At 33.4% G+C, this 20,035-nt stretch carries 23 protein-coding genes; 20 read left to right on the top strand and 3 right to left on the bottom strand.

Annotated elements, in window-relative coordinates:
• Positions 1–14: 14 nt before the first annotated feature.
• The 18 genes from J2T59_RS08600 to J2T59_RS10280 all read left to right on the top strand — a co-directional run bounded on the left by J2T59_RS08600 (position 15) and on the right by J2T59_RS10280 (position 14,617).
• Positions 15–1,700: an ATP-dependent DNA ligase gene (locus J2T59_RS08600; RefSeq protein ID WP_259135529.1), complete on the top strand. Its 1,686-nt coding sequence runs from the start codon at positions 15–17 to the stop codon at positions 1,698–1,700.
• 148 nt (positions 1,701–1,848) lie between these two features.
• Positions 1,849–3,420, top strand: coding sequence for a phosphoglycerate dehydrogenase (gene serA / locus J2T59_RS08595; RefSeq protein WP_259135528.1), 1,572 nt, complete (start codon positions 1,849–1,851; stop codon positions 3,418–3,420).
• Positions 3,421–3,770: 350 nt separating this feature from the next.
• A complete protein-coding gene (locus tag J2T59_RS08590) occupies positions 3,771–4,238 on the top strand; it encodes a DUF2240 family protein (RefSeq protein WP_259135527.1) in 468 nt (155 codons plus the stop codon).
• Positions 4,239–4,375: 137 nt separating this feature from the next.
• The gene (locus J2T59_RS08585) at positions 4,376–4,756 is read left to right on the top strand and encodes a 50S ribosomal protein L18e (RefSeq protein WP_259135526.1); all 381 of its coding nucleotides are present in this window, start codon (positions 4,376–4,378) and stop codon (positions 4,754–4,756) included.
• Positions 4,757–4,765: 9 nt separating this feature from the next.
• A complete protein-coding gene (locus J2T59_RS08580; RefSeq protein WP_259135525.1) occupies positions 4,766–5,185 on the top strand; it encodes a 50S ribosomal protein L13 in 420 nt (139 codons plus the stop codon).
• Positions 5,186–5,198: 13 nt separating this feature from the next.
• The gene (locus tag J2T59_RS08575; protein WP_259135524.1) at positions 5,199–5,603 is read left to right on the top strand and encodes a 30S ribosomal protein S9; all 405 of its coding nucleotides are present in this window, start codon (positions 5,199–5,201) and stop codon (positions 5,601–5,603) included.
• Between the two features lie 20 nt (positions 5,604–5,623).
• Complete coding sequence (locus J2T59_RS08570) at positions 5,624–5,812, top strand: DNA-directed RNA polymerase subunit N (RefSeq protein WP_259135523.1); 189 nt, start codon at positions 5,624–5,626, stop codon at positions 5,810–5,812.
• 204 nt (positions 5,813–6,016) lie between these two features.
• Positions 6,017–6,208 (top strand): DNA-directed RNA polymerase subunit K, encoded by a 192-nt coding sequence (locus J2T59_RS08565; RefSeq protein WP_259135522.1) that lies wholly within the window; start codon positions 6,017–6,019, stop codon positions 6,206–6,208.
• Positions 6,208–6,954, top strand: coding sequence for a 30S ribosomal protein S2 (rpsB, locus tag J2T59_RS08560; RefSeq protein ID WP_259135521.1), 747 nt, complete (start codon positions 6,208–6,210; stop codon positions 6,952–6,954). Before J2T59_RS08565 ends, rpsB begins: the two co-directional genes overlap by 1 nt.
• Positions 6,955–6,986: 32 nt before the next feature.
• Positions 6,987–7,781, top strand: a complete 795-nt coding sequence (locus tag J2T59_RS08555) for an MEMO1 family protein (RefSeq protein WP_259135520.1) — start codon at positions 6,987–6,989, stop codon at positions 7,779–7,781.
• A gap of 33 nt (positions 7,782–7,814) precedes the next feature.
• Positions 7,815–8,738 carry a mevalonate kinase gene (locus J2T59_RS08550; RefSeq protein WP_259135519.1) on the top strand — a complete coding sequence of 308 codons (924 nt, stop codon included), beginning with the start codon at positions 7,815–7,817 and terminating at the stop codon, positions 8,736–8,738.
• The gene (locus tag J2T59_RS08545) at positions 8,725–9,495 is read left to right on the top strand and encodes an isopentenyl phosphate kinase (protein ID WP_259135518.1); all 771 of its coding nucleotides are present in this window, start codon (positions 8,725–8,727) and stop codon (positions 9,493–9,495) included. The genes J2T59_RS08550 and J2T59_RS08545 overlap by 14 nt, the downstream gene beginning before the upstream one ends.
• A 34-nt stretch (positions 9,496–9,529) precedes the next feature.
• Positions 9,530–10,621: a type 2 isopentenyl-diphosphate Delta-isomerase gene (gene fni, locus J2T59_RS08540; protein WP_259135517.1), complete on the top strand. Its 1,092-nt coding sequence runs from the start codon at positions 9,530–9,532 to the stop codon at positions 10,619–10,621.
• 71 nt (positions 10,622–10,692) lie between these two features.
• Entirely contained in the window at positions 10,693–12,042 is a 1,350-nt protein-coding gene (locus J2T59_RS08535; protein WP_259135516.1) for an RNase J family beta-CASP ribonuclease, read from the top strand.
• 28 nt (positions 12,043–12,070) lie between these two features.
• Entirely contained in the window at positions 12,071–13,039 is a 969-nt protein-coding gene (locus J2T59_RS08530; protein ID WP_259135515.1) for a polyprenyl synthetase family protein, read from the top strand.
• Positions 13,040–13,060: 21 nt separating this feature from the next.
• Positions 13,061–13,405 (top strand): DUF2103 domain-containing protein, encoded by a 345-nt coding sequence (locus tag J2T59_RS08525; RefSeq protein ID WP_259135514.1) that lies wholly within the window; start codon positions 13,061–13,063, stop codon positions 13,403–13,405.
• Between the two features lie 21 nt (positions 13,406–13,426).
• Positions 13,427–14,404, top strand: coding sequence for a methanogenesis marker 12 protein (locus J2T59_RS08520; RefSeq protein ID WP_259135513.1), 978 nt, complete (start codon positions 13,427–13,429; stop codon positions 14,402–14,404).
• A 6-nt stretch (positions 14,405–14,410) separates the two neighbouring features.
• On the top strand, positions 14,411–14,617 hold the full coding sequence (locus tag J2T59_RS10280) for a DUF123 domain-containing protein (RefSeq protein ID WP_510186665.1): 207 nt from the start codon (positions 14,411–14,413) through the stop codon (positions 14,615–14,617).
• A 141-nt stretch (positions 14,618–14,758) separates the two neighbouring features.
• On the opposite strand, the gene J2T59_RS08515 is transcribed toward J2T59_RS10280, so the two are convergent.
• Entirely contained in the window at positions 14,759–16,324 is a 1,566-nt protein-coding gene (locus J2T59_RS08515; protein WP_259135512.1) for a thiamine pyrophosphate-dependent enzyme, read from the bottom strand.
• A gap of 1 nt (position 16,325) precedes the next feature.
• Positions 16,326–17,234 (bottom strand): methanogenesis marker protein 11, encoded by a 909-nt coding sequence (gene mmp11, locus J2T59_RS08510; RefSeq protein WP_310572672.1) that lies wholly within the window; start codon positions 17,232–17,234, stop codon positions 16,326–16,328.
• Positions 17,235–17,541: 307 nt separating this feature from the next.
• On the opposite strand from mmp11, the gene J2T59_RS08505 reads away from it, so the two are divergent.
• Together J2T59_RS08505 and J2T59_RS08500 are read left to right on the top strand one after the other, a co-directional pair.
• Positions 17,542–18,369, top strand: a complete 828-nt coding sequence (locus tag J2T59_RS08505) for an SDH family Clp fold serine proteinase (protein WP_259135511.1) — start codon at positions 17,542–17,544, stop codon at positions 18,367–18,369.
• 22 nt (positions 18,370–18,391) lie between these two features.
• On the top strand, positions 18,392–19,222 hold the full coding sequence (locus J2T59_RS08500) for a molybdopterin synthase (RefSeq protein ID WP_259135510.1): 831 nt from the start codon (positions 18,392–18,394) through the stop codon (positions 19,220–19,222).
• Between the two features lie 22 nt (positions 19,223–19,244).
• On the opposite strand, the gene J2T59_RS08495 is transcribed toward J2T59_RS08500, so the two are convergent.
• Positions 19,245–20,035: sodium:solute symporter family protein (locus J2T59_RS08495; protein ID WP_374761087.1), on the bottom strand; the 791-nt coding region annotated here is incomplete at its 5' end.

Raw genomic sequence — 20,035 nt, 5'->3', positions numbered from 1 at the left:
ACTGATTTAGCAATATGACATCCTTCGCTGACTTTGCAAACGTTTGTAGAGAAATTGAGAATATTAGTAGTTCTCTTGAAATGACTGAAAGAGTCGCAGAATTTTTTAAATTGGTTGATACTGAAGAATTACATATTGCCATATATTTCATAATGGGAGATGTTTTTCCTGATTGGAGTGATTATGACTTAGGTGTTGGTACAGGTTTGTTTTATACTTCGTTATCAAAAGCATCTGGGTTTTCAGTAGATGAAATAAAAAAGATAGTTAGAGATAAAGGTGATATTGGAAAAACTACAGTTGAAGTTATAGACAAAAGATCTGGTAGCCAAATTACTTTTGATATGTTCAATAAATTAAAATCAAAACTAACACTTAATGATGTTTATACTACATTTAAAAAAATAGCTGCAATCAATGGGAAAGGTTCCCACGAAAATAAGCTGAAAATGCTACAGTATCTTTTCAGTAAAACTACACCTGAAGAAGCTCAATATTTGGCTCGTCTTGTTTTAGAGCAATTAAGAATTGGTGTAGGAGAAGGTATTGTAAGAAATGCTATATCTAAATCATTTAATGTGCCCTCTGAACTCATAGAGCGAGGTTACATGTTAACTAATGATTTAGGAGTAGTAGCTTTAGCCGCTAAAAAAGGTGGTATAGATGAAGTCAAAGAACTTAGCATTCAAATTGATAGACCTATAAAACTTATGTTAGCACAAGTAGCACCAAACATTTTGAAAGCTATCAAAGATATGGATAATGCAGCTATTGAGTGGAAGTTTGATGGGGCACGGTTACAAATTCACAAAAATTTTGATGATGTAACTATATTTTCCCGTAAACTTGAAAATATTACTAATTCCTTGCCAGATGTGGTAAGCTATGTAAAAGCCCAAGTAACTACAGATACCGTTATTCTTGATGCTGAAACCTTTGCGATAGATGAAGATGGAAAGCCAAAACCATTTCAAGAAATATTAAAAAGATTGCGCAGAAAATATGACATTGAGATGACTACTCGAGATATACCAATCACTGTTAAGATATTTGATGTCATGTACTGTAACGGAAAATCACTTGTTGATCTCCCTCTCACTGAACGTCGCAAAGTTCTGCATAATATAATAACAGATAGTTCTTCTTTAAGCGTTAGTGACCAAATTGTTACTGATAATGTAGAAAAAGTTGAACAGATTTATTTTGAGGCAATTGATGATGGTCATGAAGGAATAATGATTAAAAATCCTTCTTCTCCATATACTCCAGGTAAAAGAGGCAATAACTGGTTCAAAAAGAAACCTATAATGGAGACTCTTGATCTTGTAGTAATAGGAGGTGAATGGGGCTATGGGCGAAGAACGAATTTCATCGGCTCGTTCACATTAGCATGTCATGATGAAAAAAGTGGAGAATATTTGCCAATTGCACGAGTAGGTACTGGTCTTACAGATGAGAATTTATCTGAACTTACGGAGCTTTTTTCAAGTCTTATTTTATTAGAAAATGGAAGAAATTTAGAATTTAAGCCTGAAGTAGTCTTTGAAGTGGCATTTGAGGAGATACAAAAGAGTAAGAACTATGCTTCGGGATATTCATTGAGATTTCCGAGACTTGTTAACTTAAGAACAGATAAATCCGCAGATGAAATTGAAACACTTGATAGAATAAAAGATTTGTACAATTCTCAAAGAAAATAATTGCTAGTTAAAGTAGAAGTAAGTATAAAACCGATACCTATTTTACTATAAAGCCAATTCAACAAATCCAAATAAAATAAAAGTTCTTGATATTATATAATTATAGATAAGTTTGATATGATATTTATTTGAGCTGGAGAAAATAACAATGAAGGTATTAGTAAGTGACCCCTTGTCAGAAGAAGGAGTTGAAAAATTAAAAGAAGCATGTGAAGTTGAAATCGCGGTTGGACTTTCCGAAGATCAACTTGCAGATAAAATTAAAGATTTTAATGCACTTGTAATAAGAAGCGGAACTAAAGTCACTAGAAAAATAATTGAAAATGCAAAAAGTCTAAAAATCATTGGCAGAGCAGGTGTAGGTATAGATAATATTGATGTTCAAGCAGCTACTGAAAAAGGTATCATTGTTGTTAATGCACCTGAAGGCAATATGATATCGGCTGCTGAACATACTATATCTATGTTAATGTCTTTAGCTAGAAATGTGCCACAGGCCCATATGTCCCTAAAATCCAAAAAATGGGAAAGAAAAAAATTTATGGGTGTAGAAGTTACAGATAAAATACTTGGCGTCATTGGCTTGGGACGAATTGGAACTGAAGTAGCTACACGTGCTCAGGGCTTAGAAATGAAAATTATAGCATATGATCCATATATTTCTGAAGACAGAGCAAAAGAGTTGGGGATAGAATTAGCATCCGTTCAGGAAATTGCTAAAAAAGCTGATTTTATAACTGTACACACACCCCTTACAAAAGAAACTAAGAATATTATTGATAGCCATGAATTTAGCTTAATGAAAAAGAGTGTAAGAGTAATAAATTGTGCACGTGGTGGCATCATAAATGAAGATGCTCTTGTAGAAGCATTAAAAGAACAAAAAATTGTCGGTGCAGCACTTGACGTATTTGTTGAAGAGCCACCTTTTGATTCACCACTAATGGACTTTGAGAATGTTATTACTACACCACATCTTGGTGCATCAACTGAAGAAGCACAAGTAAATGTTGCTGTCTCAATAGCTGAAGAGGTTATTTCTGTCTTAAATGGAGGCTTTGCAAAGAATACTATTAATATACCATCAATCAAACCCGAAATGATGGCTTTTTTACAGCCTTATGTTAACTTAGCAGAAACAATGGGTAGCATGTTGGGACAGTTAATTAGTGGTAAACATCAAGTTATTGAAGTTTCATATAATGGTGATATTGCAGAAAAAGATACAAGACCAGTTACAACTGCGGCTTTGAAAGGTTTATTGGAAACTGTTCTTGGATCAGGTGTAAATTATGTCAATGCTCATAATGTGGCTAATTCTAGAAAGATAAAAATTATAGAAAGTAAATCAGAAAACAAGGATGAGTTCACCTCAACTATATCTATAAGACTGACTAAAGATGGGGAAAGCAAGACAGTTACAGGTTCAGTTATAGGAAACAATCCAAAAATCATACAGATTGATAATTATAGAGTTGATCTTGTTCCTCAAGGATATATGATAGTTTCAAATCACATAAACAAACCAAATGTAATAGGTCCATGTTGTCTTATTCTTGGTAGAAATAACATCAATATCTCAGGTATGCAAGTTGGTAGAGTCGAGATTGGTGGAATTACTATAATGGCACTTAATGTAGATAGTGAAGTTCCTGAAACAATTCTTGAAGAAATTAGGAACATAGAAGGGCTTTTAGATGCTAAGCTGGTGAAACTTTAACCAAATCCATTTTTTATACATTAGTTTTTATTAAATATCTAAATACATAACCATGAATAAAATATGAATTATTTTAGAATAGTTTATCAAAATATGATAACTTTAAAAAAATAAGATATGTGAGAGTCAAAACTATCACAAGCTATTTCATAGAAAATTCATTTTGGGATAAAAATACAATAAAGTTATTTAATTGAATTTTATGTTAGAAAAGGAGATACACATATAGCTCGTGAAGAAGCCGAATATAATACTTTTCCTTTTTAGATATAAATAAATTAACGGTTCCAGAGAGTTGGTTGTAGAAGAACTGCTGATACTATAATTCAAGAAGTAAGAAGTGAAACAAGATGAGCACACTAATAGAAATTATCGCAGCTCCATTCAAGAAAAAGAAAAAAAATAAAATATCGCCTAAAGAATTTGATTTTATTCTTTCACTTGACTTTAAATGGATGTCTCCAAAGGAGGCAGCTTCATTGAGAAAAAAAGCTATTGAAACTGGTATCTTAAAGGATATATATGGAACCTTACAACCAACATTCAATTTTAATGAGGTAGATATAGGAAAAGGAGTTAGGCCTTCAGAACTATCAACTATTTTAAAAGAAGAAAACAATAACTTTGAACTCATTATAAATAAAATCAGCGCAGAGTGCAAAATGGATAAAAAAGAGATTATTGCTAAAGTTAATGAAAAACAAAATCAATTTCATGAGCTAGTTGATATTGAAATCATAGCGATTTTGGTAGGCAGAGAACTAGGTTGTGATTTAAATGAATTCTATGATATATTAGATGATTACCTATCAGAGTAAATATGCAATTTGAATGCAAAATATTTATGTACTAGTAGAGTTATCCATGCAACGATTTAAAATATATTGATTTTACACCCAGTTATTCGAACGCATTAACTGCGTGAGTAAGAATTTTAACCTTGCGGAGGAAGATTATGGGTAAATTATCTAGAAAAAAAATTGAACGTAAAACTAATCCACAGATGCCGGAACTGATTTCTTCCTTAAAAAAGAAGTCATATGAAGAAAATGCCTTGATTTGGAAAGATATCGCAAAAAGACTTGAAAAACCAAGACGAACATATGCACAGGTCAATCTAAGCAAAATAAATAGAAATTCTATAGATAATGAGCTAATTCTAGTGCCTGGTAAAGTTCTTGGAGCAGGTGAACTAAAACATGCTGTTAAAATTGCTGCACTCGGATTTAGTGAAACTGCAAAACAAAAAGTAGCAGAAGTTGGCGGGAAATGTATTTCCATTGAATCCTTGCTTGATGAAAACCCAAGTGGATCTGGAGTTAGGATTTTAAAGTAGGTGTTTTAAATGACGGTAATTAATGCTAATAGACTTATAATGGGCAGGCTTGCAAGTATAGTTGCTCAAAAATTACTAGCTGGAGAAGAAATAAGTATTGTTAATGCAGAGAATGCCATTATTTCTGGATCCAAAATAAAAACAATAGAAGATTATGTTAAGTTTCAAGAGATTGGAACTCGTGAATGGGGGCCATATTTTCCAAAAAGACCTGATAGAATTCTAAAAAGAACTGTCAGAGGAATGCTACCTTATAAGAGCAAAAGAGGTAAAGATGCATTATCCAACTTAAAAGTTTATGTAGGAATACCCGTTGAACTTAAAGACAGTGAATTAGTTACTTTCGACGAAGCAAGTATAACGCGTCTAAGCTCAAACAAATATGTCAAGCTTGGAGATGTAAGTAAGCGTTTGGGATCTAAATATTAAGGAAGGTGTTTAAGTGTCTACTAAAGTTGTCACATCATCAGGTAAAAATAAAAGAGCAATTGCACGCGCAACCGTTACGCAAGGTACAGGTAAAATTAGAGTTAACAAAGTACCAATAGAAATATTCCAGCCAGAATTTGCTAAATTGAAAATTATGGAACCTCTAATCCTCGCAAAAGATGCAGTTTCAGAACTTGACATCGATGTTGATGCAAAAGGTGGTGGAATTGTAGGTCAAGCAAATGCTATAAGAACAGCTATTTCGAAAGGTATTGTAGAATGGACAAATGATACCAACATCCGTGATAAGTTTTCAGATTATGATAGAAACTTGTTAGTAAGTGATTCACGACAAAAGGAAACAAAGAAATTTGGTGGACCTGGAGCAAGGGCAAAGTACCAAAAGTCTTACAGGTAAACTTGCGAGTAGGGATATATATGATTCCAGTAAGATGTTTTAGTTGTGGTGGTGTAATAGCCAATAAATGGGAAGAATTTAAGAGGAGAGTCTATGAAGGAGAAAGCTCTGATACCATTTTGGATGACCTTCGTGTAACAAGATATTGTTGCAGAAGAATGATGCTATCCCATGTAGAGTTGGTTGATACTATTGCTCCTTACTATTAAACGAGCTTAAATAAAATTATGCCAAGATTCATCTAGTACACTTATTGAAATTTGATAGAATAAAACCATGTTCAGAGGGATTCTGAACAACCCAATATATTTAGCGGGTATTTTATTATAACCATCCAAATATATTTCAATTTAATATTAGCTGATTTTGCTTTTTACAATTTGTTAATTAACTATTCAATAAAAGGTGATTTATTGAACCTAAAGGGCTTTACAAAATATGAACGCGCAAGAATTATTGGTGCACGTGCTTTACAGATTTCAATGGGAGCACCTGTACTGATTGATGAACCTGACATGGATCCTTTACATTTAGCAATGAAAGAACTTGAAGAAGGTGTTATTCCTATAACTGTTAAAAGAGATTATAATAAAAAGGTGATTTAATGGAAAATAAAGATACTAATGATATCCAGGAAGATGCAAGTAAAATTGATGAAATCGAAGAAAAACCTGTTGAAACAAGTGAGGAAAATGAAGTAATCTCACCAAATACAACCTTGCATGAAGAAGATATAAGTAAAGACGAAACTACAGGTCAACAGGCTTCCCTAATACCAATCGATGAATATTTAGCCTCAGGTGTACATATTGGAACTCAACAAAAAACACAAGATATGATGAACTTTGTTTATCGTGTTAGAACCGATGGCCTTTATGTTCTCGATATACAAGCAACTGATGAACGAATCAAGATGGCAGCAAACTTTTTGTCAAAATACGATCCTTCAAGGATTCTTGTAACTTCAGCTAGACAATATGGCCAATATCCAGCAAAAAGGTTTGCCCAGGCAATTGGGGCAAAAGCCATGGTCGGAAGATTCATACCAGGAACTCTAACAAATCCCGCATTAAGAGGTTTTTTTGAGCCTGATGTTGTGATAGTTACTGACCCTGCAGGTGATGCACAGATTATCAAAGAAGCTGTTAAAGTAGGAGTTCCAGTAGTTGCATTATGTGACACAAATAACATGACATCCAAAGTTGATCTTGTTATTCCAACAAACAATAAAGGAAGGAAAGCACTTTCCCTTGTATATTGGCTTTTAGCTAGAGAAATTGCTAAATTAAACGATTCTATTTTCACTTATAATATAGAAGATTTTGAAGCAGAATTGAAAATGCCAGTGTAAATAAAAGAATAATTAGAAGGTGCAATCTAATCATGAGAGAACCAGTTGTTGCGGGTCAGTTTTATCCATCTGATTCGAACGCTTTAATAGTTGAATTAAGAAATTGTTTTATGGACATTGAAGTGACACCTACAAATATGTTAGGTGCTGTTGTACCACATGCAGGCTATAGTTTCTCAGGATCTGTAGCTGCAGAGGTCTATTCAAAAATTCCAAAGGCTGAGACTTATATAATAATCGGACCAAACCATACTGGCTATGGAGAACCTGTATCATTATCCATGGATACATGGATTACACCACTAGGGGAAATTAAGTCAGACACTGAACTTGCTGAAAATCTAACTGGATCAATCATTGTTGAAGATGAGCTTGCACATAGCTTAGAACACTCAATTGAAGTTCAATTGCCTTTTCTACAATACATCCATGATGATTTCAAAATTTTAAATATTTGTATGGGGCTTCAAGATGAAAAGTCTGCTATTAATGTAGGAAACGCTATAGCTAAAGCAGTTAAACAAACTGGAAAAAATGTTGTCATAATTGCATCCAGTGACTTTACACATTATGAAAGTGCAGAAGTTGCTTACAATAATGATAAATATTTAATTGAAGCTGTCGAAAACCTGGCTGTTCCAGAAATTTACAATAGAATCAATGAACTTAATATTTCAGCCTGTGGGTTTGGACCAATAGCTTCTATGTTAACTGCATCTACTTTATTAGGAGCCAAAAAATCTCGACTTATTAGATATCAAACAAGCGGAGATATTATTGGGGATATGCGTTCAGTTGTTGGCTATGGTGCTATTATAGTGGAATAAAACGTCTAGAAAACTTGATTTTATGGAATTTAAATGGTAATTTGTTCAGCTCCTGGTAAAATCTACCTTTTTGGTGAGCATGCTGTTGTGTATGGCAAAGATGCAATTTGCTGTGCAATAGACCTTCGAACGTGGGTAACTGCTACTAAATCTAGTGGAACTACTATACTGTCTTCATTGGGAGTTACAGGTTTAGACTTCGATATTCATCCATATATTTCAACTGTGGTTGAAGAAATGAGAAAGCTAGTATCATTTACAGGTATTGCTATAAAAGTTGACTCGAATATTCCAGTTGGTTCAGGTTTAGGTTCATCGGCAGCAGTAACAGTTGCAACTATAGGTGCCTTAAATTCTTTGTTTGAATGTAATCTAACGCATAATGATATAGCAAAATTAGGCCACAAAGTAGAGATGAAAGTACAGAACAACGCAAGTTTAACAGATACCTATGTTTCCACTCATGGTGGAGTGATTAAAATGTCCAATTGCAAAAAGTTACCATTAATTGAATGTGGCGTAGTTATTGGAAATACTAATAAGTTATCTTCAACAAAAGAAATTGTAAATGACGTCTCTATGCTAAGGTTAGAATACCCCCAATTGATAGACCAAATTATAAACATAATAGGTGAACTTCCTAATATTGGAGAAAAGCACCTTGAAAAAAAAAATTATGGTGCGATAGGTGAACTAATGAACATTAATCATGGCCTTCTTGATTCATTAGGTGTTAATGTTAAGGAACTATCAAATCTTGTTTATGCTACAAGAAGTGCTGGTGCTTACGGATCTAAAACTACTGGTGCTGGTGGTGGTGGTTGTATGTTTTCGCTTACAAGTAAAGACCATGTTGATAACATCTCTAAAGCAATAATTGCTAATGGTGGAGATTCATTAATCACAAATACAACAAATTGTGGTGTGAACGTGGAGTCAAAATATGAAAACTGTTAATGACATTACAATATTAAAAATCGGTGGCAGTTTAATAACTGATAAAAGTTCAGATTTTGGCAGCCCACAATTAAATGAAATTGAACGAATCTGTGAAGAAATAAGTATCTGCAATAAGAGACTTATAATAATTCATGGAGCAGGGTCCTTTGGTCACCCATTAGCTAAAAAATATAATCTGAAGAATACATCTAACATTAATGGCGGTTTTCTGACACATGAATCAGTTAAAGAACTTAATTCTCTTTTCGTAAAACAGCTGAATAATAAGGGGTCCAAAGCATATTCAGTAAACCCATTAAGCAACTGTATCTCTAAGAATGGAAGAATTGTTGAAATGTTTTTAGATAACATCCTTATTATGGTTGAAGAAGGAATAATCCCTGTTCTACATGGAGATGTAGTCATGGATGAAAATTTGAAGGTTTCTGTTATCTCAGGCGATCAAATAACCACCTTTATTGCCCACAAGCTTAAAGCTTCCAGAATAGGTATAGGAAGTTTTGAAAACGGTGTGCTGGATTCAAGTGGTAATACCATAACTACTATTAACACTAGCAATTATCAGAAAGTCAGTGAATATATTGGCCCTTCAGAATCAATAGATGTTACTGGCGGTATGCTTGGTAAAGTCAAAGAACTCTTAGAATTATCAAGACAAACTAATACCACCTCTTATATTTTCAATGGAAGGGTTCCTAATAACATTAGAGAGTTCCTTAATGGGAATAATATTGGTACTAAAATAGAGAAATAATGAATTATATCACTTAAATAAAATAGGTTTTACAATGAGTACTTCCAAAAGAAAGATTGAGCATTTAAAATTGTGTTCTAGCAGTCCAGTAGAATCAAGATTCAAAAATTCTGGATTTGATGATATTAGCTTAGTACATCGAGCATTGCCTGAAATGGATATGAATGAAATTGACCATTCAGTATCTTTCTTTGGAAAAAAGCTTAAAACACCTTTTTTAATTGCATCAATTACAGGTGGACATCCTGATACAACTGCTATTAATGCTGCTCTTGCAGAAGCCGTTGAAGAAACAGGAGTTGGTATTGGAGTTGGAAGTCAAAGAGCAGCGATTGAAGACCCTGAACAAGAAAGCTCCTTTACTATTGTGCGTGATAAGGCCCCAACCTCTTTCATATATGGTAATATAGGCGCTGCACAAATAAGAGAGTATGGAATTGAAGCTATGGAAAAAATGATAGAAGTAATCGATGCAGATGCTTTTGCTATTCATCTTAATTTTTTACAAGAAGCAATACAACCTGAAGGAGATGTTAATGCTACAGGTGTTATAGATTCAATTTCAGAAATATGTGAACTCGATATACCAATTATTGTAAAAGAAACTGGATGTGGTATATCCCACGAAGATGCTATTTTATTGAAAAAAGCAGGTGTTTCAGCTATAGATGTGGGAGGTGTTGGAGGTACTAGTTGGGCAGGTGTTGAAGTGTATCGTGCCAACACCCAAAGCACAGATTCTTATAGGCAAAATGTAGGTGAACTTTTCTGGGACTTTGGCATTCCTACAGTAGCTAGTATAGTAGAATGTGATGTTTCTTTGCCAATAATAGCTACAGGTGGTGTTCGAAGTGGCCTTGATGTTGCTAAATCTATATCACTTGGTGCATCTGTAGCTAGCTCAGCACTTCCTTTCATTGAGCCGGCCTTTAAAGGCTCACAATTCGTAACCAAAAAAATAGAACAAATAATTGAAGAATTGAAAATTTCAATGTTTCTTACTGGATGTAAAAATATATCGCAGCTAAAAAAATCCCCATTAACAGTTACAGGATGGACAAAAGAATATTTAGCGCAAAGAGGTTTTGACACATCTTATTTTGCATTAAAACCTGATGTACTATAAATCATTTTATCATAAAAATCTAGGGATTTGTAAGAACAAAAATTAAAAAATTAAAAAATTGGAGATTTATAATGACAGAAATAGGGATAATTGCAGTTGGTGGCTACAATGAAATGGGCCGAAATATGACTGCTATAAGAATAGACGAAGATATAATTATTATCGATATGGGACTAAGGCTAGATAGGGTTCAAATTCATGAGGATGTAGAAATTGATAAAATGCATTCACTTGAACTAATTCAAATGGGAGCTATACCTGATGATACTATAATGAAACAGATAAACGGTAATGTTAAAGCTATCGCATGCACGCATGGCCATTTAGATCACATCGGAGCTATTTCAAAACTAGCCCATAGATACTCAGCTCCTATTATAAGTACACCTTATACATCAGCTTTAATTCAGCACCAAATTGATTCCGAAAGAAAGTTTGGTGTGAAAAACAAAATAATAGGTATTGATGCTGGTGGGACTTATCAAGTAACTGATGAAATTTCAATCGAACTAATAAGAATGCAACATAGTATAATAGATTGTGTATTTATCGCTATACATACGCCAATTGGTGCCATCTTATATGGATGTGATTTTAAACTAGACAGAATGCCAACACTCGGTGAACCACCAGATTTTGCAAGATTAAGAGAGCTTGGTAATGAGGGTGTAGTTGCTTTAATTACTGAAAGTACTAATTCAGGGGTTTCTGGAAAAACACCATCTGAACAAGTTGCTCATGATATGTTACGTGATGTTTTGCTTGGTACTGAAGAACCTGAAGTGGGTATGATTGTAACTACATTTGCATCACATATAGCTCGGATGAACTCAATTATACAATTTGCAGGTGAAATGGGTAGAACGCCAATATTATTAGGTCGATCTATGGATCGATACGTTACGACAGCAAATGAAATGGGTTATATTCACCTTCCAGAAAACGCTGAAGTTTATGGATCGAGAAAAGAGATAGATAATGCCTTTAAAAAAATCATGAAGGAAGGTAAAGAAAAGTATTTGCCAATAGTTACAGGTCATCAAGGAGAACCAGGTGCAATTTTAACTCGAGTAGCAAATGGTGACACACCCTTTAAAACTGACCCTGGAGATAGGGTTATTTTCTCAGCTAATGTGATACCTAGTCCAATGACACAAGCTAATAGATATGCTGTTGAAACTAAGCTTAAGATGAAAGGTGCGAGACTTTACACTGACGTACATGTTTCAGGGCATGCATATAGAGAAGACCATTGGGAACTACTTAGGATGGTAAAACCAAAACATGTGATACCTGCACATGGTAATATTAATATGCACAGTTCCTATATCGAACTGGCAGAAGATGCTGGTTATATTATGGGAGATACTGTTCATTTATTAAGAAACGGAGAAGAACTAGAACTCTACATTCAAGAATGAGAATTATAATTTTGGATTTGTGATATATATGCCAAATATTATTGATGAATTGCGTGGAATTACAGCTGATGTGGATGAAGAAATCTCCAAAATGCTACCTATAAATCAACCAGTTGAACTTTATAGAGCTTCAAGATATCTGCCAGATGCGGGTGGGAAGAGACTTCGTCCTGCTACTTTACTTCTTGCTGCTCAAGCAGTTGGTGCAAATTTAGACGATATTTTACCAGCTGCAGTATCAGTAGAACTTGTTCACAACTTTACATTGATTCATGATGATATAATGGATGAGGATCCAGTGAGACGTGGTATGGAAGCTGTACATGTTAAATGGGGGTGTTCAGGTGCTATTTTAGCAGGTGATACCCTTTATTCAAAAGCTTTTGAAATTATTTCAGGTATGGATAATGATCCTGATAGATTAAATAAATCAATAGGCGTCCTCTCAAAAACATGCACACAAATATGTGAAGGACAATGGATGGATATTGAGTTTGAGAACAGGGATGATGTAACTAAAGAAGAATACCTTAAGATGGTTGAGAAAAAAACTTCTGTCCTTTATGCAGCAGCTGCCAAAGTTGGTGCAATACTTGGTGGAGCGTCTGAAGAAGTTGCAGATGCACTTTACGATTATGGTAGACTGGTAGGTGTTGGTTTCCAAATATATGATGATGTTTTGGATTTAATAACACCAGAAGAAATATTAGGTAAATCTCGTGGTAGTGATATACTTGAGGGTAAAAAAACACTAATTGCAATACATGCTCGAGAAAAAAATGTAGATATAAATATTTTCGGGAAAGGCAAAGCTACTAATAGTGAAATTGAGGCTTCTGTTCAATTACTCCATGAATCTGGTTCAATAAAGTACGCAGAAGAGCTAGCTTTCTCATATATACGAGAAGGAAAAGAAAAGCTTGAAGTTTTACCAGATTCAGATGCTAAAGATAAGTTGAAGAGAATTGCGGATTATATGATTGAAAGAGATTATTGACATTCAGATTTTGATACTCACATGAAAGAAAAGTCAGATAGTAACGAGAGTCTCAAAAAAAAGCTTGGAGGATCGCATACAACTATAGTTGGTGATCGTTTAGGTAAAAAAGTCCTGAAAACTATTAGTTTAAACTCTGAAATAAAAAAAATAATACCTTCATTCATCAAAGTTAAAGGAAAAGGAGTTTCTGGAGGATCTTTGAATTGCAAAATAATGAGAGCTGATGATAGAGGTAATCTTAGGTTGCTTATATCTCAAGGAACAACTACTCAAGAGATTCGACTTGTTACTACGGCTGGGGATAAAAAAGCAGGTGAAAGGATTAGGAATAATATAAATCAAGCCCTGTTAATTGATAAATAATATTTTTACCGGATTGAAAACATGTTTTTGGGAATTGATCATGGAACCACTGCTGTCCGTGTTGCTACAATTGATTATGATAACATTAAAAAAATTGCTATCCAACGAAATACTTTAGCAATAATGTCAGAATATGAAATAATTAACCTTTTGACCTCTAAGCTTGATATTCAAATTAAACAGGTAAAAATGGCAGCTATTACATATTCTATGGGTGATGGCATTAATTCTATAGAAAACATAAATAAAGTTATCAATAGAGGAATTATTAGTAACAAAGGAGTAGGGGTAAAAACTGGTGCAGGTGAACGTGTTTTTGACGCCATAAAATGTTCGCAAATACCTACTTTTGTTATACCAGGTATTCATGCAAAAAGTAGTACAGATTCTAGGTTAAATATTTTTTCTCACTCGACCAGCCCCGAAAAAATTGGTATCGCATATCATTCTTTATGTAAGGGATTCACTAACTTCGTAATATCAGATATTAGTTCTAATACTGTTACTTTAGCTGTTGCTAGTAGTAAACTCGTTGGTGCAATAGATGCATGTATCTTTGCACCTGGAATTCATCATGGCCCTCTTGATGTTCTTGCAATTAGAGATGTAGATTCCCATAAATATACTGCAAATGAAGCTTTCACTACAGCTGGTGTGATAAAAAGAACACCTTATTCTAATTTAGCTGAAATTTTAACAGGACTTGAAAAAAAAGAGCAAGATGCAATTTTAGCACTTGATACCATATCACTTTTTAGTGCCATGGAAATAACTAGCCTACAATTGCTGCTGAAGGAACAAAATGGAACTTTTGGCGATGTAATACTAGCTGGTTCAGTTGCAGAAGTAGAATATGTTACTAACAAAATAAACGAACTTTTAGATATAAATGCGCATATACTAAATAAATGGAGCGCAGCAATTGGATGTGCAGAAATTGCAAGAGATATTTATAAAGGTAAAAATAATATACTGGGGATTAATGTTAAGTTAGATTAAAAAAATATTAATATTCTCATATTCAACTCCTACAATATACATGTAGGCAAAATAGGTTACCTTAATCTTTATTTAAGCTTCAATTTTTATATAGGTTCGACATTAGGTTCAGCTGGATTTAATCGAGTAAAAAGCCATATTAAACAAGCTGAATCACATTATATATATTGTAGATGGCAACAAGATAGAATGTTAAATAAGTTAATCTTATAACCAGTAAGAAAAATGATTATTTAGTTTCGTCTGATTGTTTAAGCACTATGCATTCATTTAATTTTAGCTATATTAAGATAAACAAAAATTTAACTTTATAAATTTTATTGTGAAATAACAGACAAGGTTCTATTTTTTAAGTTAGTCTAAGTAATAACTTTTCTCACAAGTACCTCTTACTAATAAAACAGAAACTCCATCATGTGATAGTTTGGAGTTTACAATATTGTAAATATCTTCTTCTAAAAGTGATTTGCTTAATTTATCAGTTTCTATGATTGTTGTGTCTTTCACTATTGTTTTTACAATTTTGGTCAGATCAGGTACATTTTGTCCTCCAGTCATAGCAGCAATTTCGTTTTGTAAAACTATAATCAAAACGTCTGAGTTGATATGGGTTGCATTTATCAATCCAATTATTCCTGTATGGGCTAATCCAAAATCACCAATAATTGCAATACCTTTTCTTTTAAATCCCATAGCAACAGATATTGATGAGCCTAACGAAAAGCCGGTATCAACAAGCTCAAATGGTTTTGGGGCTGTAAGTATTGAGCATCCAAGATCCCCTGCAATCGGAACATCAAAATGACTTAATGCATTATATAAAGGAATAAAAGGGCATTTTTTACACAATGATCTTGATCCACGTTCTTTAATTGTTTGAACGGTTATTTGGTTATTTACATAATACTTATGTGCATTTTCTATTGCAAATTCTATATCATTTATTTCAATTAAACCATAAGGTAAATGTCCGGTATTTTTCCCACATATCTTTTTGTATCCAGTTGAATTAAGAAAAGATTCAATAACAGGTTCAGTTTCCTCAATAACAAGTATATATTCATGTTTTTTAATAAAATCATCTAAATGTAATTTAGGTAATGGAAATATCATCGTTAACATTAAGTGTGATATTTTTTTTTGGTTGATACAATACTTTAGGTCATTTTCTATAACATGTGATACATATCCCGATGAAATTATTCCAATACTTTTACCTCTATTGATAACCATATTTAAAGTAGTAATCTCACTTTCAGCTTTCATAAGTGGGTAGGCTACTTTATGGAAACGCTGATGTTTTCCACGCATAGTTAATTTCCATATGTTACGGTCAAAAAGCTTAGAGTTTTTTTCAGTATTTACTCTTTCAATCGTGGAAGATAATTGTAGGATTCTATTAGTGACTCTAATAATTACAGGCATAGAAGCTTTCTCAGAAATATTAAAAGCATGATGAATTGATTCATATAGTACTTGTGGAGTTGAAGGATCATATACTGCATTTTCTACAATAAAACCATAAGACCTAGAATCTTGTTCATTTTGTGATGCAACTACACCTGGATCATCTCCTGCAATTATCACTATACCTGAACCAATGGTATGTGTACATGATGTAATTAATGTATCTGATAATATATTAACTCCTACATGTTTTGTTAGTACTAGAGATCGCATCCCAACAACAGATGACCCTAAAGCAATTTCAAGGGCTACTTTTTCATTTGTAACCCAATTTGCGTTAATAGTACCTCTATCAAAGAAATTCTCCATAATAGCTGTAATAGGATAACCAGGTACTGCTACAGCTACCTCTACATCAGCATCCTCTGCTGCAATAACTAAAGCTTCAAGTCCTGTAAATGGCATATGATCATTAACTTGATTTCCATTACCATTTTCAGCATAATTCCTCATTTTAGTCAGCTTCCATAATAATAGATTGATCAGATTTAGCAACCCATGCAAGTGCTGCAAGTGCACCAATCACTCCATTTCCATTTAAGATTATTTTAATTTGGTTTTTTTTGGCATAATCTAGAGCAAACGCTTTAGTTAGTTGTCTCGTCCTACATAACTTACTATAATCTTGATATTTATCTGCACTAAAAGATGAGATTGCAACCATACCTGTTTCATTTGAGACACTATACTTTAACAAAGCATTTTTCAATTCATCAATAATTATATCCTTAGCTTTTTCAGAGCTACAGCCAAATTCAAGAACTGTAGCGACACAGTTTTGAGTTTTAGTTGGAACGGGATATAGCTGTACAAGTGAATGGGACAAATATCTTTTCTCATGAGAATCTATTTCTTTTGCAATATTATGGCAAAGTGACCATGTAGCACCCTCTTCTTTAGAGTCTGTGTCATCAATACCTATAATAAGTCGTTCCATCCTAGGTACTACAATTGTTCCCTTAGCAACTCTACTTCCCCCAGAATCTGTGAAACTAGACCGCAATATTCCATCCGCAGAGCTTCTACATTTTGTGGCTCCAACTCCTCCACCACCAAGACCAGAATATGTGATATGAGCCTCATTATCTTTAACAATAAATGATTCTATACCTGCTGCCGCAGTTGAAGGCTTAAGATTAAGGTTTTTCTGGCCAGTTTTTACAAGGTATCTTATTGTATCTCCAAGAACATATGCATCTTCAACCAGAGGAGAATTTGAATAGTGGTATCTTGACCATGCAGCACCACCATAGCAGTCAAAAAATTCAATTATCTCAGCAATCTCATTCTTTTCATCACAAATCGCACATATTTTTTTATACGGTACTGTATATGGATCGCTTAATTCTACTTTTTTCATCATTCCATCTTCCTATAAATCAAATAAAACAATAATATTTAAGTCTAGAAAAAAGACTATCAAAAACAAAAATCTAATTCCTAAAAATGCTTTTGTTTTTCAGCTATCGTAGAATTATAAATATAAACTTTTTTACTAATAATAAGAGCTTATTGAGCAATTACAAGTTATATTATTCTATTAGAACCTAAACTTGATTATATTATATTATAGTTATTATACTAAGTTAAATCCATAAGTAACTATTTATTTCTGAAGTATTTACTTTAATGTAAATTAGAATACTAGAAATATAATAGGGGAACTAAAATTGGTTTTTGAATTAATTGATATTTGGACAATTATCATAGTTGTAGGAATTATTTTTATTTTTTACGTAATTTTCTATCCACAAGTCCAGTTAAAAGGGATAAATAAACGAAGGAAAAAAACAATTACAAAAATAGAAAAAGAACAAGGAACTAAAGTTCTTTCAATGATTCATAGAAAAGAGGCACTTTCGTTTTTGGGCGTGCCTGTTTATCAATATATAGATTCAGATGATGCAGAACAGATAATAAGAGCTATTAGAACCGCCGGTAAAAGACCAATTGATATTATAGTCCATACACCTGGTGGACAAATGCATGCTAGTATACAAATAGCACGAGCCTTAAAAAGTCATCCTGAAAAAACAAGAGTTATTGTGCCTTATTATTCAATGTCGGGAGGAACTATTATAGCACTAGCAGCAGATGAAATATTAATGGATTCAAATGCTGTACTTGGTCCCATTGATCCCCAGATAGGTGATTGGATGAGAGGCAGCTTTCCTGCACCTTCTTGGATTTATGCAGCACAGGTAAAAGGAGATAAAGCCGATGATAGCACGGTCATAATGAGTGATATTTCAAAAAAGGCCCTTAATCTAACAAAATCCGTTTTTTATGAACTATTAGATGATAAATATGAAGATAAAGAGAAGCTTGAAGAACTATCTAAAAAACTATATAGTGGAGAACTAATACATATAACTCCAATCAAAGCATCAGAGGCTATCAAATTAGGTTTACCAGTACAGACTCAAATGCCTCAAAAATTTTATGATTACATGGATTTATTTCAATCTCCTAAAACCAGTGTTCAACATTTAGAGTAATAAGTTACTAAAAGTGATAGTCATGAAAGTCATTGCAATTGTAGGTAAAAAAGACTCAGGTAAGACTACAATAGTTTCAACAATAGTTAAGAAACTGAGTGAAAAAGGTCCAGTTGGAACTATCAAATATATGAAAAATCATAACTTTTTGGATATTGATACTGATACAGGTAAACACTTTGAGGCTGGATCAAATGTAGTAACAGGTATCCTTGATGATGGTATGATAACTTATAGTAAAAAAATTAGTTTAACTGATGCTATTGAAAATATGGCAAATTCTGGCATAAAATATTTAATTATCGAAGGAGGAAAAAAAACCCGGGTCCCAAAAATTTTAGTTGGAAATCTACCTTCAAACGAAAGAATAGATAATATAAAAGCTCATATCGACTCATTCAATGAGCAAGAAATTGAATCTGCTATACAAATAATATACTCACTTGAAGATACTGTGACATTAAATTCACTGATAAATCGTGTCAAGTCAAATTCAAACATAAAAAAAGCAGGAGCAGTTGGGACCTTCACTGGGATTGTTAGAGAGATTACTGGAAATCTCCAAACTCAAAGGCTTGTATTTGAGAAATATGATATTTTAGCCCAAAAACAAATTAAAGAAATAACTGATAAATTAAAGCAACAAGAAGGAATAGTAGATGTTTTAATTCATCACAAATCAGGACACATTGAACCTGCTGAAGATATTGTTTATATAGTAGTAGCTGCATCGCACCGTCAACAACTATTTCCAGTATTAAGTGAAGCTATAGAATTAGTTAAAGAAAAAGTACCTATATGGAAAAAAGAGTTTACTTTTGATGGTGAGTTTTGGGTGCATGATAAAAATTAAAGTTAGACTAGCTTATTCTAGATTATTTCTCACATTTTTCATTCGTCTGTTCACTAGGTGGTGGTGTAATTAGAGTTATTACTATAGCTGCCAGCCCAGCTAGAGGTGTAGCTATTAGTATCGGATCTACTAACGTAAGCGTACCTGATATGATGGTTTCATTTCCAGTTAAGAACTGAGAAATACCAAGTGGCACAGCATTAGCTTCATGAACAAAAGTTAACCAAAACAAACTTGATATTGAGCCCACTACAAGACCTGCAATTGCACCTTGTTTATTCATACGTTTCCAGAAAAGTGCACCTATATATATAGGGAGAAATGCAGCTGCACATAAACCAAAGAAAATAGCAGTAGCTCTAGCAATAATACTGATTGGAAGAAGATAGGCTAGTATTACACTTATCAAAATAGTAACTGCAATGCCTATACGAGTAATAGTAACGGTCTCACCAACATTACCATTCAAAATATATTCTCTATACACATCATGACCGATAGATGTGCCCATTGTATGATATTGTGAACTCAATGTGGACATTGAAGCTGCGAGTAACACTAACATAAACAAAATTACAAATGCATCCGGCATTGCACTATTAATATATGCAGGTATTACAAGATCCGTATTCCCACCTGCAACTTCAATTGCAAGCTGACCAAAATTATCATAAAAATAAACGTTTGATAAAGCACCTGTTATATATGCAACACCAGCCATCATTAGTATAAAAGGTCCACCTACAAAGATAGCGCGATTAAAAGATTTATTACTTTCAACTGTCATAAAACGTACTGCAAGTTGAGGTTGTG

It is taken from the genome of Methanosalsum natronophilum (assembly GCF_024808815.1).
GTDB lineage: Archaea > Halobacteriota > Methanosarcinia > Methanosarcinales > Methanosarcinaceae > Methanosalsum > Methanosalsum natronophilum.
Note: the sequence above shows the minus strand (reverse complement) of the source record. Positions and strands in the feature narration are given on the sequence as shown.